General features: G+C 69.2%; 12 protein-coding genes. 5 read left to right on the forward strand and 7 right to left on the reverse strand.

Features of this window, described 5'->3' with window-relative positions:
- Positions 1-114: 114 nt before the first annotated feature.
- A complete protein-coding gene (locus tag ACYVAQ_RS14470; RefSeq protein ID WP_460790757.1) occupies positions 115-963 on the reverse strand; it encodes a hypothetical protein in 849 nt (282 codons plus the stop codon).
- A gap of 649 nt (positions 964-1612) precedes the next feature.
- Here ACYVAQ_RS14470 and ACYVAQ_RS14475 point away from each other — a divergent pair.
- Positions 1613-4183 (forward strand): AAA family ATPase, encoded by a 2571-nt coding sequence (locus tag ACYVAQ_RS14475; RefSeq protein ID WP_460790759.1) that lies wholly within the window; start codon positions 1613-1615, stop codon positions 4181-4183.
- A gap of 324 nt (positions 4184-4507) precedes the next feature.
- Positions 4508-5011 (forward strand): nitroreductase family deazaflavin-dependent oxidoreductase, encoded by a 504-nt coding sequence (locus ACYVAQ_RS14480; RefSeq protein ID WP_460790761.1) that lies wholly within the window; start codon positions 4508-4510, stop codon positions 5009-5011.
- Between the two features lie 9 nt (positions 5012-5020).
- Here ACYVAQ_RS14480 and ACYVAQ_RS14485 read toward each other — a convergent pair whose 3' ends face one another.
- From ACYVAQ_RS14485 to ACYVAQ_RS14495, 3 genes are all read right to left on the reverse strand, one after another.
- Positions 5021-5443, reverse strand: coding sequence for a hypothetical protein (locus ACYVAQ_RS14485; protein ID WP_460790763.1), 423 nt, complete (start codon positions 5441-5443; stop codon positions 5021-5023).
- Positions 5444-5516: 73 nt separating this feature from the next.
- Complete coding sequence (locus tag ACYVAQ_RS14490) at positions 5517-5756, reverse strand: hypothetical protein (RefSeq protein WP_460790766.1); 240 nt, start codon at positions 5754-5756, stop codon at positions 5517-5519.
- A 145-nt stretch (positions 5757-5901) separates the two neighbouring features.
- On the reverse strand, positions 5902-7350 hold the full coding sequence (locus ACYVAQ_RS14495; RefSeq protein WP_460790768.1) for a glycine hydroxymethyltransferase: 1449 nt from the start codon (positions 7348-7350) through the stop codon (positions 5902-5904).
- Positions 7351-7697: 347 nt separating this feature from the next.
- Here ACYVAQ_RS14495 and ACYVAQ_RS14500 point away from each other — a divergent pair, with 347 nt between their 5' ends.
- Genes ACYVAQ_RS14500 through ACYVAQ_RS14510 form a run of 3 tightly spaced genes read left to right on the forward strand, consistent with a single transcriptional unit; the run spans position 7698 to position 10925 of the window.
- Complete coding sequence (locus tag ACYVAQ_RS14500; RefSeq protein ID WP_460790770.1) at positions 7698-9419, forward strand: nitrite/sulfite reductase; 1722 nt, start codon at positions 7698-7700, stop codon at positions 9417-9419.
- Positions 9416-10162 (forward strand): phosphoadenylyl-sulfate reductase, encoded by a 747-nt coding sequence (locus tag ACYVAQ_RS14505; protein WP_460790772.1) that lies wholly within the window; start codon positions 9416-9418, stop codon positions 10160-10162. The genes ACYVAQ_RS14500 and ACYVAQ_RS14505 overlap by 4 nt, the downstream gene beginning before the upstream one ends.
- Before the next feature lie 19 nt (positions 10163-10181).
- Entirely contained in the window at positions 10182-10925 is a 744-nt protein-coding gene (locus ACYVAQ_RS14510; protein ID WP_460790774.1) for a sirohydrochlorin chelatase, read from the forward strand.
- A 66-nt stretch (positions 10926-10991) separates the two neighbouring features.
- Here ACYVAQ_RS14510 and ACYVAQ_RS14515 read toward each other — a convergent pair whose 3' ends face one another.
- The 3 genes from ACYVAQ_RS14515 to ACYVAQ_RS14525 are packed head-to-tail and all read right to left on the reverse strand — an operon-like array spanning position 10992 to position 13032.
- Positions 10992-11402, reverse strand: coding sequence for a DUF3037 domain-containing protein (locus ACYVAQ_RS14515; protein WP_460790776.1), 411 nt, complete (start codon positions 11400-11402; stop codon positions 10992-10994).
- Positions 11399-12184, reverse strand: a complete 786-nt coding sequence (locus tag ACYVAQ_RS14520) for a HipA family kinase (protein ID WP_460790778.1) — start codon at positions 12182-12184, stop codon at positions 11399-11401. The genes ACYVAQ_RS14515 and ACYVAQ_RS14520 overlap by 4 nt, the downstream gene beginning before the upstream one ends.
- The gene (locus ACYVAQ_RS14525; protein ID WP_460790781.1) at positions 12181-13032 is read right to left on the reverse strand and encodes a PPK2 family polyphosphate kinase; all 852 of its coding nucleotides are present in this window, start codon (positions 13030-13032) and stop codon (positions 12181-12183) included. The genes ACYVAQ_RS14520 and ACYVAQ_RS14525 overlap by 4 nt, the downstream gene beginning before the upstream one ends.
- Positions 13033-13042 lie beyond the last annotated feature (10 nt).

Below are 13042 nucleotides of genomic sequence, written 5' to 3' on the forward strand. Positions count from 1 at the left end.
GCCCACTCTGGCATCCATCGGGCACCGGTACGGCCATCTCCCGTGGTTGTCGTCAGCCGGTTCTTAACCGTTGGAGGCCTCGATGACTAGTCGTCTTGGTGATCCCACCGCTGGTCAGACGAATGCAACGGTGAGCGATGCGGGTCGGTCCTCGTAGAGGCGGTCGAAGAGTCGCGACGCGAAGTCCGCGCGCTGCTCCTCGGATCGAGGCGACAAGTCGCCCGCCTCTGCGAGGGGCGGCGGCGCGTCGCCCGGATTGCGCTGAGCGGGCTCACCATCCGCGTCATCCGTTGGCGGGCCACCTGCAGGCCCAGTCCAAGTGTTCGCGATGGAGTACTCCCACGGCCAACTGTTGTGGATCGGCACACGGTCGACCGCCGTGGACGCCGGAAGCGGTGGAACCGGTGCCGCCATGATGCCTCTGGCCGAGGCCATGGGCGTCGGTCGCATCATGTCCCAGTAGTAGCGCGCGCCGAGCGCCGGAGCGTTGACCGAGTTCGCAGTCGCCGTCCACCAGACAGATCGATGCGGCTTGCGGGTGCCATGCACGACGCCTAGGTGTTGCTGGTACAGCGCCAGGTAGCCGTTCATGTGGAACCTTCGCCCGTCCCAGTTGAACGTCCCCGAGTTAAGCAGGAGGGTGTGGGCGACGGCGAGCGCGGACTTGAGCACGTACTCACCCGACACAGCATCGAGATCCTTGACGAGCTTCGCCTGGTAGATCCGCAACGTGCCGGCTCCATCCAGAACTGCCAGATCTCCGCCGAGCACGTTGGCCTCGGCTTTGGACGTGACGGCGTACGTCGTGCCTGCTTCCGCGTGTGTCCACAGGCTCGCCATGGCGACATCGGTAAGGCCGACCTCATTGATCGATGCCGCTGCGGCAGCTTTGGAGGTAACTCCCTTGCCAGCCTTGTGGAGGAATCTGCCCGTACCCGCGGACGCGAGGGTGTACTCACGCATGGATGCTCGCGCCTTCCAAGAGGCGATTCCCATAGCTCCCGCCAGCTTCTGCACGTCTGTCACACGGCAAGTGTGTTGCACCGCGGCCGGCGGGCAACAGAAAGCCGTCCTTCTCGCGAAGGACATTGTCGGCCACGACTCCGCGCCGTCAGTACCTTTCGAGGTCGAGGCGCCTGGCCTCGGCGGCGGCGCGCGCCTGCGTGGGCGCGCGCGTAGCTGATGAGCGTCTCGACGCGGGTCCGGCCGGGCGTGGCGATGAGGCCCGACTCGGAGCCGCCGGCGGCGAGCCAGCGGAGGGCTGCGGTGTGGCGGAGTCGGCGGGGCCGGAATCCCTCGGTGCCGGCACGCCTGCGCGCCGGCATGTCCTGCTCGCAGGCGTAGGTCTCCGCCGCCTCCAAAGGCCCGTCCAGTCCCATCTGCAGCCTGCCACGACCCACCCGCCTGGCGACCGTGGAACGAGTCTCCAGCAAGGCTCTGGTTTTGCCTGCCGATTGTCGGAGGTCGCCCCTACGGTATTAGTCCGCTTGCCGAACTCACCGCCGCTCACCGCCGCTCACCGTGCGGATTCGAGGAGACGACTCACCTTGCTATCGGATCGCAACCGCCTGGCTCCACCTCCGACCCGTCGTCGTTCGATCGGTGGTGCGGCATGAGTCTGTACGGCGAATTGATCGAGTGGGCAGAGTCGCGTCCTTGGTGGCAGCAACAGGTGCTCGCGAGGCTCGCATCGGGCGAGACGGTCGGCCCGGAGGACCATACGTCGATCGCCGCCTCCCTGCTCGAACCAGCCCCGACGACGCCGCCCGGCGGCTGGCTCGCTGATGTAAGGCCACCTGCCGAGTCGGCTGAGGACCAGGTGAAACTCGTCTGTGTCAGGGACGTGAAGAACGTGAACCGGCTCCGTCCTGACGAGCGACTCACGTTCGGCGCGGACGGCGTGACCGTGGTCTTCGGATTCAACGGCAGCGGCAAGTCTGGCTACGCCCGCCTGGTCAAGCAGATGGTCCGCACCCGCCATAGGGAGGACATCCTCCCTGACGTGTTCGGTGGCCCGCAGCAGAGCCGTGAAGGGCATCTTGACTACGCGGTCGGCGGCATCGCCGCCGAAGCCGATCTTGCGGGCGGGCCGCCGCTCCCGCTTGGCCGGGTGGCGTTCTACGACGAGAAGTGCGGTGACGCCTACCTGACGACCGAGGCCGAGATTGCCTACCGTCCGTCCGCGCTGACCCTGCTTGATGACCTCTACGACGTCTGTGACGGCGTTCGTCGTGAACTCGAGCGGCGGTTGAGCGAGAACGCGCGGGCGGCGGCGACCTTGCCTCCGTTGGCCCCGGGTTCGCCCTCGGCGGCGTTCGCCGCATCTCTGCAGGCCGACACGACCTACGCCGACATCGAGGCCGCGGCCACGCTGCCCGAGGACCACGAGTCGGAAGCTGCGCATCTGGAGGCGGAGGAGGCGCGCCTGCGGTCAACCAACCCCGAGGGAGAGAAAGCGCGGCTGAACTCGGCAGCCGGGTCCATCGAGACTGTCTCGGCACACCTGAAGGACCTGGAGCGCTCGCTCGGCGACGGCGCGGTCATGGCTCTACGGGGGCTCGACGCGGATGCGCGTGAGAAGCGTGCAGCGGCCTCAATGGCGTCGACGGCGTCCTTCGATGGCGAGCCAATCGGCGGTGTGGGCACATCAACGTGGAGGGCCCTGTGGGAGGCTGCCAGGCGCTTTTCCGAGGCAGAGGCGTACCCGGCCGAGGCATATCCGCACACGGGCGAGGACGCGCACTGCGTGCTGTGCCAGCAGCAACTCTCTGGTGAGGCGAGTCAGCGTCTGGACCGGTTCGATGCGTTCTTGGCAGATGACACCGAACAGCACGCCAAGCGGGCGGAGGCCGACCTTGAGGCGACGCTCCGCAGCATCGCGGCCGTCCAGGTCGAACCTGCCGCCGTGGCAGTCGCCGCCGCCTCTCTCGACCAGGACCACTCGGACCTGAAGGCCCGAGTGAAGGGCGCACTGACCGCGTTCCGTGCTCGGCAGCAAGGGCTCCTCGCCCAACCGCTACACGAGCAGTTGTCGGGCGCCGACATTGGCGGCTTGGTGGGCGATCTGGACGGGTTGGCGGATCAGCAGCGCGCGCAGGCTCGGGCAATCGAGGCTGGCGACTTCGCCCTCAAGATCGAGGAGGTTGCACGGCAGCGCCGCGATCTTGGCGCGCGGATCACCCTCGCGAGGGCCAAGGCCACGCTGGTTGCCGAACGCGACCGACTCCTCGCCCGGCGCTGCATCGAGGAAGCCCGGAAGCTGACCACCACGACGGGCCTGACGACGAAGGTAGGTGAGTTGACCCGGAAGTACGTCACGGTCGCGGTCCAAGACCGGTTCTCCCGCGAGTCCGAGCGACTCCGGGTCGAGGGGGTAACGCTCCAGGACAAGAAGGGACGGCAGGGCGCACTGCTCCACAAGCCGGACTTCATCGGCGCAACGCTGGCGGCAGATCTCCCACAGGTTCTCTCGGAGGGTGAGCAGACGGCGCTTGGCCTGGCCGGATTCTTCACCGAGGCCCACTTCGACCAGTCGCGATCCACGCTCGTGCTCGATGACCCCGTGACGAGCCTTGACCACGAGCGGCGCGGCCGAGTTGCCGAGCGGCTGGTGGACCTGGCGAAGAATCGGCAGGTCATCTTCTTCACCCACGACGCCACGTTCGCGGCAGAAATCAAGCGTTGCGCTGGCGAGGAGGACATCGAGTTCACCACCCGCTCGATCGAGCGCGGCCGGCCCGACCAGCAGCCGGGCGCGTGTAGGGACGACCATCCGTGGGCGGTGAAGGACGCACCCGCCCGCCTCGGATGGCTGAAGCAGGAGCTTGCGCGGATCAAGAAGAAAGCTGCTGAGTGGGACAGCGAGACCTACGACCGCGAGGTCGCAATGTGGGCTGGCTATCTCTCCGAGACTTGGGAGCGGTTCATCAGCCAGAACGTCGCCGATGCGCTCGTCAACCGAGGCACCCTTGAGGTCCAAGTGACGATGATGAAGGTAGTCGCGAGGATCACGGCTGAGGACAACAAGCAGTTCCAGGAGTCCTACAAGCGCTGCTCTCGATGGGCCCGGCGCCACGACAAGGACTCCGCCCTGAACTACTCCGCGCCCCCGGTCGAGGACCTGGAGAAGGAGCATGCGTGCGTCGAAGAGTGGTTCGACCGCGTCCGCAAGTACAAGAACTGAGCGACGGGCACGGTCGACGTCGGTCGAGGACGACGGTCAGGCCTGGGCGGATTGCTGTCGGACGCCGCCATGCTGGCCCCCTCAGTCCGGGAGCCTGCCTACTACTTGCCTACAAGAGGGGCTAGAACTGACCCGCGATGGCCCACCGTGACCACGGGCGCCCTTGGACAAAACCGCTGGTCAGAGCCCTATAGGCTAGGCACGGAGGCGAAACCAGAGAGTGGCCGTGATCTGGTTCGAACCCAGTATCACCCACCGAGCACGAGATCGGCCCCGGAAGCAGCGATGCAGCCGGGGCCGTTTCCGCATCACGAGGAGGCCTCTATGCCCAGCACCAGCGTCGACATGTCGCCCCGGCCCCTCGGGCCGCTGGCACCCCTCGGCGTGCGGATCGGGGCGATCTCGTGGATGCCCCGGTTGCTGCCGCAGATCGTGCGCACCGACCGGCTCCTCCAGCGCGCGACGGGCGGGCGTGTCACCATCCTCGACATCGCCGGTCTGCCGAACCTGGTGCTGACCACGACGGGGCGCAGGAGCGGCCTGCCGCGCAGCACGCCGCTCCTGTGCGTGCCCGACGGGCACCGGATCCTGATCGCCGGGTCGAACTTCGGCGGCCCCGGCGAACCGCTGTGGGTGAAGAACATCGAGGCTCGCCCCGAGGTCACCGTGCGGTTCCGCGGCCGGACCGCAGACTTCGTCGCGCGCAGGCTGGTCGCAGACGAGCGTTCGGCCGCGTGGCGCACCATGGTCGCCACGTGGCCGAACTTCGCTCGCTACGAACTGCGCGCCGATCGTGAGATCAAGGTGTTCGAGCTGCTCCCCCGTTGACCGGACGGGTCAGGACAGGTCGTCGTTGACTGGTAGGTCGAGCGCCTCGTCCTTCATCGTGGTCGGGCGCCCCGGAGCGGGCGGGTAGGCGGCCGCGGCAGGCTGCATCGGCGCCGAGCCGCTGCGGAACCAGGCGATCCCGGCCGCCACCAGGCCAGCCAGACCGCCCAGCAGGAGCAGCTTCTTGGCGCGCGAACCGTGGGACGTCGTACCGGACATGCGGTCGCTGACCGCGTCCGGCACCTTCTCCATCACTCGGTCCGGCAGGTGGCTCACCAGCGTCGCGCCGACCGCAGCGCCGCGGTCCCGTGCGTCGTTCCAGGTCGTGCCCGCGGCCGGGCGCACGTCCTCGGCCAGCTGCTTCAGGTCAGCCCACAGGTCGGTGGACATTCCATCGAGGTCGCTCTTGATGTCGTGCAGTACGCCGGACATGGGTCTCCTCCTCGGGTTGGACTCAACCCTGGGGTACCCACCGCTCCGGATCGGATGCCCCATCGGGGCGGACTCAGCGTGAGTGACGCCCGCGCGGCACGTCGCCGACCGCGACAGCGAGCGGTTCCACCGTCTCGCGCGCGAGCTCCTCGACGCCCGTGGGCACCGCCTGCAGGCACACGTTGCAGCGCACCTTCAGCCCGTTGAGCGCCGATCCGGGCGCAACGTAGGAGTGCCACCTGGACTGCTCGGTGGACGTGCAGCAGGTCGGGCACCAGTCCAGGCGTACCCACGGTCCGAAATCCCTCGCCATGTGCACACCCTGGCGCATCCGAGCGGCCCGCGTCAGCACCCGGAGACCTGCCGCGGCGAGGTCTGTCCGGCCGGGTCGTGGCACTGGCCCGGGCGGGTCACGGGACCCGGGACCCGAGGTCCTCGGGCCCCGATCGCCCGGAGGGTCAGGCCAGGTCGAGACCTGGGTACAGCGGGTGCTTGTCGAGCATCTCGGCCGAGATCGCCTTGGTCTTGTCCGCGACGCCCTCGGCGAGGGTGTACGTCGCCTTCGACGAGCCGCCGTCCTTGGTCACGCCGGGCGTGGTGTTGCTGAGGACGTTGACGACCAGGTCCGCGACGGTGTCGAACTCGTCGTGGCCGAAGCCGCGGGTGGTGAGCGCCGGGGTGCCGAAGCGGATGCCGGAGGTGTACCAGGCGCCGTTCGGGTCGGCCGGGACCGAGTTGCGGTTGGTGACGACGCCGGCGTCGAGCAGGGCCTGCTCGGCCTGCCGACCGGTGAGGCCGAAGCTCGTGACGTCGAGGAGCACGAGGTGGTTGTCCGTGCCGCCGGTGACGAGCTTCGCGCCACGCTTGAGGAAGCCCTCGGCCAGGCTCTTGGCGTTGTCGGCGACGTTCTGGGCGTAGGCCTGGAACGCCTCGGTCTTGGCCTCGGCCAGCGCCACGGCCTTGGCGGCCATGACGTGGGACAGCGGGCCGCCGAGGACCATCGGGCAGCCGCGGTCGACGTTGGCGGCGTACTCCTTGGTGGCCAGGATCAGGCCACCGCGGGGGCCGCGCAGCGACTTGTGGGTCGTGGTCGTGACGACGTCGGCGTACGGGACGGGGTTCTCCTCGCCCTGGAAGACCTTGCCCGCCACCAGGCCCGCGAAGTGGGCCATGTCGACCATGAGCGTGGCGCCCACCTCGTCGGCGATCTCGCGCATCTTCGCGAAGTTCACGCGGCGCGGGTACGCCGAGTAGCCCGCGACCAGGATGAGCGGCCTGAACTCCTTGGCCTTCGCCCGGAGGGCGTCGTAGTCGATCAGGCCGGTCTCGGGGTCGGTGCCGTACTGGTTCTGGTGGAACATCTTGCCGGAGATGTTCGGGCGGAAGCCGTGGGTCAGGTGACCGCCGGCGTCCAGGCTCATGCCGAGCAGGCGCTGGTTGCCGAGCTCGCCGCGGAGCTTCTCCCAGTCGGCCTCGGTGAGGTCGTTCATGTTCTTGACGCCGGCGTTCTCGAGCCACGGGCCCTCGACGCGCTGCGCCAGGATCGCCCAGTACGCCGTCAGGTTGGCGTCGATGCCGGAGTGCGGCTGCGCGTAGGCGTACTCGGCGCCGAACAGCTCCTTGGCGTGCTCGGCGGCGAGCGACTCGACGGTGTCGACGTTCTGGCAGCCCGCGTAGAAGCGGTGGCCGACCGTTCCCTCGGCGTACTTGTCGGAGAACCAGGTGCCCATCGTGAGCAGGACGGCCGGGGAGGCGTAGTTCTCCGAGGCGATCAGCTTCAGCGAGGCGCGCTGGTCGACCAGCTCCTGCTTGGTGGCCTCGGCGATCCGCGGCTCCACCGAGGCGATCACCTCGAGGGCCTGCCGGTACGCGCTGCTGACGAGGTTCATGGACGGCGACTCGCTCATGCGGCACAGACTAGTGGCGGCAGCCGGCCGCGGGAGACGTGCCCAGCCCTGCGTTGTGACCTGAGTCGCACGACACCGCATTCTGCGCCTGACGAGCGGAACTCCGTCTCACATCCTGAACCGCGTATCCACATCATGAGATCAGCGTTTGTGGGATGGCCGTCCGAAACCTGAGACTTGTTGACATGGTCTCCGCCGCAACTCACGCCTTCCTCGTGGTACGTCGCCACGTGGACCTCGGGCGTACGCGCAGCGCGATGTGTTGGCCTCGCTGACCCCGACCTCGACCTCCCTCACACTCCGCGCCGCGACCGGCGCCGTCCGTCAGCGAAGGACCTGCTTCCACCATGCCCGATCTGCGCTACCAGGCCAGCAAGGCCCAGTACACCGAGATCCCCCGGCCACGTCGTGCCGAGGGCCAGTGGGCCCTGGGCTACACCGAGCCGCTCAACAAGAACGAGCAGTCCAAGAAGGACGACGACCCGCTGAACGTGCGGGACCGCATCCTCTACATCTACTCCAAGCGCGGCTTCGACTCGATCGACCCCGCCGACCTCCGCGGCCGCTTCCGCTGGATGGGTCTCTACACCCAGCGCAAGCCCGGCATCGACGGCGGCAAGACCGGCGCCCTCGAAGAGGAGGAGCTGGACGACCGCTACTTCATGATGCGGATCCGCACCGACGGTGCGCTCCTCTCCCCCGAGGCGGTCCGCACGTTGGGCGGGATCTCCACCGACTTCGCCCGCAACACCGCGGACATCTCCGACCGGCAGAACATCCAGCTGCACTGGGTGGACATCGAGAACGTCCCCGCCATCTGGGAGCGGCTCGACGCGGTCGGTCTGCAGTCCCTGGAGGCCTGCGGCGACGGCCCGCGGCCGTTCCTCGGCTCGCCGGTCGCCGGCATCGCGGCCGACGAGATCATCGACGGGACCCCGGCGCTGGAGGAGATCAAGCGGCGCTTCCTCAACAACAAGGACTTCTCGAACCTGCCGCGGAAGTTCAAGACGTCCGTCAGCGGTCACCCGAGCCTGGACGGCGCCCCCGAGATCAACGACGTGTCCTTCGTCGGCGCGGTGCACCCCGAGCACGGTCCCGGCTTCGACCTGTGGGTCGGCGGCGGCCTCTCGGTGAACCCGATGTTCGCCCAGAAGCTGGCCGTGTGGATCCCGCTGGACGAGGTCCCGGACGTCTGGGCGGGTGTCGCCGGCATCTTCCGCGACTACGGCTACCGCCGGCTGCGCTCGCGCGCCCGGCTGAAGTTCCTGGTCGCCGACTGGGGCAAGGAGAAGTTCCGCGAGGTGCTCGAGAAGGAGTACCTCGGCCGGAGCCTGATCGACAACGAGTCCCCCGCCGCGGCCACGCGCCCGGGTGACCACATCGGCGTGCACGAGCAGAAGGACGGCAAGTTCTACATCGGCGCCGCCCCGGTCGTGGGCCGGGTCAACGGCACGCTGCTCACCCAGCTCGCCGACGTGCTCGAGCAGTACGGCGCCGCGGGTGTCCGGCTGACGTCGTACCAGAAGCTCGTGGTCATCGGCGTGGATGGCGACAAGGTCGACGCCCTGGTCGACGAGCTGAAGCTGATCGGCCTCGAGGCCAACCCGTCGAACTGGCGGCGGTCCACGATGGCCTGCACCGGCATCGAGTACTGCAAGCTCGCGATCGTCGAGACCAAGAAGCGCGCCAGCGACCTGATCAGCGAGCTCGAGCGCCGGATCCCCGACCTCGACGTACCGATCACGGTCAACGTCAACGGCTGCCCGAACTCCTGCGCCCGGTCGCAGGTCGCGGACATCGGCCTCAAGGGCCAGCTCGTGATGGACGACGACGGCAACCAGGTCGAGGGCTTCCAGGTGCACCTGGGCGGTGGCATCGGCGAGATCACCGTCCTGGGCCGCAAGCTGCGTGCCCACAAGGTGACCAGCCTCGAGCTCGACGACTACGTCGAGACGGTGGTGCGCAACTACCTCGCCGACCGCAACGACGGCGAGCGGTTCGCCGCCTGGATCGAGCGTGCCGACGAAGCCCTGCTGCGCGGGGACCAGAAGCTGGAGCCGGTCGCATGACCACCTCGGCGACCGAGACCGCGCGCAACAACCGGGGCACCCACACCGAGGGGCGTACGCCGGAGGAGCTGCGCGAGCTCGTGTCGCACATGGGCGCCGAGCTCGAGCTCGCGCCGGCGGAGCACATCATCGAGTGGGCCGCGGCCACGTTCGGTGAGCGCTTCTGCGTGACGTCGTCCATGGGTGACGCGGTGCTCTCGCACCTCGCGTCGAAGGTCGTTCCCGGCATCGACGTGGTCTTCCTCGACACCGGCTACCACTTCGCCGAGACCATCGGCACCGCCGACGCGGTCAAGCACACGCTCCCGGTCAACCTGATCACGATCACGCCCGTGCAGAGCGTGGCCGAGCAGGACGCCGAGTACGGCCCCGATCTCTACAAGCGTGACCCCGACATGTGCTGCAAGCTGCGCAAGGTGCAGCCCCTGGCGACCTCGCTGGACGGGTACGACGCGTGGGCCACCGGCCTGCGCCGCGCCGAGACCCACAACCGCGTCATCGCGCCGGTCATCGGCTGGGACGCCAAGAAGGGCAAGGTCAAGGTCTCCCCCATCGCTCGCTGGAGCGACGAGGACGTCGAGCGCTACATCGCGGACAACGGTGTCCTCGTCAACCCGCTGGTCTACGACGGCTACCCGTCGATCGGCTGCTGGCCCTGCACGTCGCGGGTCGCGCCCGGCGAGGACCCGCGCAGCGGGCGCTGGGCCGGGATGAACAAGACCGAATGCGGAATCCACACCTGATCGGAAGGAGGCACACCCGATGACCGCACCTGCACTCGTGGCACTGGCTCACGGCAGCCGTGACCCCCGCTCCGCCGCGACCGTGACCGCCCTTGTCGACGAAGTCAAGGCGCTCCGGCCGGACCTGCGCATCGAGAAGGCGTTCCTCGAGCTCGCCAAGCCGTCCTTCGCGACGGTGATCGACAAACTCGTGAAGGCCGGGTACGACGAGATCGTCGTCGTACCGCTGCTGCTGGTCGAGGCGTTCCACGCCCGCGTCGACGTCCCCGGTCTGATCGAGGAGGCGACGACCCGCCACCCCGGCCTGAAGATCCGGCGCACCGAGGTGCTCGGCCTCGAGCCCCGCTTCCTCGAGGTCCTCGATGAGCGGCTGCGCGCTGCCCTCAAGGACGCCCGCGTCCGCGAGCTCGACGCGCTCGTGCTCGCCGCGGCCGGCTCCTCGGACCCGCTGGCCAACCAGGCCGTCGCGCGGCTCGCCCGGGTCTGGGGCGCGCACCACAAGCTGCCCGTGACCGCGGCGTACGCCTCGGCCGCGCCGCCGGCGACCGGCGAGGCGGTCCGCGCGTTCCGCGCCGAGGGACGCCGGCACGTCGCCGTTGCCTCGCTGTTCCTGGCGCCCGGCTCGCTCGTCGACCGGGCCACCGAGCTCGCGCTCGAGGCCGGGGCGGTCGCCGTGTCCGAGCCGCTGGGCGCGCACCAGGAGATCGCGCGCACGGTGCTCGCCCGGTACGCCGTCGGGGCGGTCGAGCTCGTTCCGGTCTGAATCTCGATACGCCGGTTGGTGGCCTCGCAGGCTCGGCCACCGACCGGCTACTCGATCACCGACTGATCAGGTCACGAGGCGTTCCAGCAGGTGCTGGAGCGTCTCGTCGGCATTTGCGGTGACTCCCCCGTGCACCGGCCCCGGCTGCACGACCGTGCTACGGGGCGCCTTGAGCATCCCGAACCGGGTGCCCTGGGTGTCGGCGGCCTCGCGCGTGCCGTACGCCGTGGCCCGGACCGCCGCGGCCGCGTCGGTGTGCGCCTCGCCGCGGCAGATCAGGTCGACGGCCTCGAGCGCGTCGGCCACGGCGTCGACATCGAGATCGGGGTCGAGTGCGTGCAGCTTCGCCGCGCTGATCTCCCACGCCACGTCGAGGAACCTCTCGTCCGGGCAGTAGAGCACCACCCCGATGTTGACGAACTCCTCGCGCTCGACGCGGGGCACGCAGCGCAGCACGACGTACTGGTACGGGCTCATCCGGCCGCCCCCTCGGCGACCGGAGCCGGCAGCCAGGACCGTTCTCCGGCGACGCGGGCCGTCAGGAACGCGACGTAGCGGCTGCGGATCTCGTCCGACGTGTCGGCGCCGGGCACGGGTTCGAGCCACTCGTCGGGCACCTCGGCGACGACGGCCGTCAGCGCCTCGGGGGTCAGCCGGGCGGCGAGCTCCGGGTCCTGGGCGTTCGCCTGCGCGGCGTACGAGCGCAGGACGTGCTCGCCGGCGTCGTACGGCTGGGCGGCGAAGCGCGCCGGATCGCCGGGGCCTCCCGGCCAGGAGTAGTGGAAGTAGAGCGACGCACCGTGGTCGATGGCGTTCAGCTGACCGCGCCACAGCAGCATGTTGGGGTTGCGCCAGCTGCGGTCGACGTTGGCGACGTACGCGTCGAGCCAGAGGATCCGGCCGGCCAGCTCGGGATCGGGCTCGGTGGCGGCGTCGTACCCGAAGGAGCCGGGGAGGAAGTCGATGCCGAGGTTGCTGCCGACGCTCTTGGTGATGAGCTCCTGGACCTCCTCGTCGGCCTCGTAGCGAGCGAGCTCGGGGTCGAGGTCGAGCACCACCTGATCGGGCGTCGGGATGGCGAGCGCCCGGGCGAGGCCGGCGACGATGACCTCGGCGACCAGGACGCGCAGGCCCTGGCCGGCGCCGCGGAACTTGCACACGTAGGTGCCGAGGTCGTCCGCCTCGACGATCCCGGGCAGGCTCCCGCCCTCGCGGAGCGGGGTGACGTAGCGGATGACGCGCACCTCGGGAAGGCTCACGAGATCGTGTCCTCGGCCAGCCGCTCGAGCTCGTGCTCGAGGTCGAAGTCGGGCGCCGGCCAGTCCAGGTCGAGGCCGTCGAGGGCGTGGCGGAGCAGGTGCGCGATGGCGAGGTTGCGGTACCACTTCCGGTCGCTCGGTAGGACGTACCACGGGGCGTGCTCGGTGTGGGTGCGCTCGAGGGCGGTCTGGTACGCCGCGGCGTACTCGGTCCACAGCTGCCGCTCGTCCACGTCGCCGGGGTTGTACTTCCAGTACTTCGTCGGGTCCTCGAGCCGGGCCTGCAGCCGCGCCTTCTGCTCGGCAGGCGAGATGTGCAGCATGCACTTGAGGACAGTGATGCCCTCGTCGGTCAGGCGCTGCTCGAACTCGTTGATCGCGCCGTAGCGCCGCTCGATCTCGCTCGCGTCGGTGAGCTCGCGGACCTTGGCGATCAGGACGTCCTCGTAGTGCGAGCGGTCGAAGACGCCGAGGTAGCCCAGCTCCGGCACGGCGCGCTCGATCCTCCACAGGAAGTCGTGCGACCGCTCCTCCGGGGTGGGCGCCTTGAAGGAGGTGATCCGGACACCGACCGGGTCGACCAGGCCGACGGTGTGCTTGAGGACGCCGCCCTTGCCGGAAGTGTCCATGCCCTGCAGCACGAGCAGGACGCTGCGGGCTGTCGGGCGGCCGCGGTGCGCGAACATCTTCGTCTGCAGGTCGAGCAGCTCCGGGCCGAGGTCGAGCAGCGCCTGCTCCCCCGCCTCCTTGTCGCCGTCGAAGCCCGGCGTCGTGTCGGTCGGGTAGTCCGCCAGGGCGAACGGGCCGTCGGGCAGGCGGAGCTTCTCGGTGAGGTGCTCGAGCGACATGCTCCGAAGG

This window comes from Nocardioides maradonensis (genome assembly GCF_054777115.1).

What these genes read in the sequence shown, in the direction of transcription:
- ACYVAQ_RS14470 (WP_460790757.1), bottom strand. Translation starts at nt 963, where the DNA reads ATGCGTGAGTACACCCTCGCGTCCGCGGGTACGGGCAGATTCCTCCAC.
- ACYVAQ_RS14475 (WP_460790759.1), top strand. Translation starts at nt 1,613, where the DNA reads ATGAGTCTGTACGGCGAATTGATCGAGTGGGCAGAGTCGCGTCCTTGG.
- ACYVAQ_RS14480 (WP_460790761.1), top strand. Translation starts at nt 4,508, where the DNA reads ATGCCCAGCACCAGCGTCGACATGTCGCCCCGGCCCCTCGGGCCGCTG.
- ACYVAQ_RS14485 (WP_460790763.1), bottom strand. Translation starts at nt 5,443, where the DNA reads ATGTCCGGCGTACTGCACGACATCAAGAGCGACCTCGATGGAATGTCC.
- ACYVAQ_RS14490 (WP_460790766.1), bottom strand. Translation starts at nt 5,756, where the DNA reads ATGGCGAGGGATTTCGGACCGTGGGTACGCCTGGACTGGTGCCCGACC.
- ACYVAQ_RS14495 (WP_460790768.1), bottom strand. Translation starts at nt 7,350, where the DNA reads ATGAGCGAGTCGCCGTCCATGAACCTCGTCAGCAGCGCGTACCGGCAG.
- ACYVAQ_RS14500 (WP_460790770.1), top strand. Translation starts at nt 7,698, where the DNA reads ATGCCCGATCTGCGCTACCAGGCCAGCAAGGCCCAGTACACCGAGATC.
- ACYVAQ_RS14505 (WP_460790772.1), top strand. Translation starts at nt 9,416, where the DNA reads ATGACCACCTCGGCGACCGAGACCGCGCGCAACAACCGGGGCACCCAC.
- ACYVAQ_RS14510 (WP_460790774.1), top strand. Translation starts at nt 10,182, where the DNA reads ATGACCGCACCTGCACTCGTGGCACTGGCTCACGGCAGCCGTGACCCC.
- ACYVAQ_RS14515 (WP_460790776.1), bottom strand. Translation starts at nt 11,402, where the DNA reads ATGAGCCCGTACCAGTACGTCGTGCTGCGCTGCGTGCCCCGCGTCGAG.
- ACYVAQ_RS14525 (WP_460790781.1), bottom strand. Translation starts at nt 13,032, where the DNA reads ATGTCGCTCGAGCACCTCACCGAGAAGCTCCGCCTGCCCGACGGCCCG.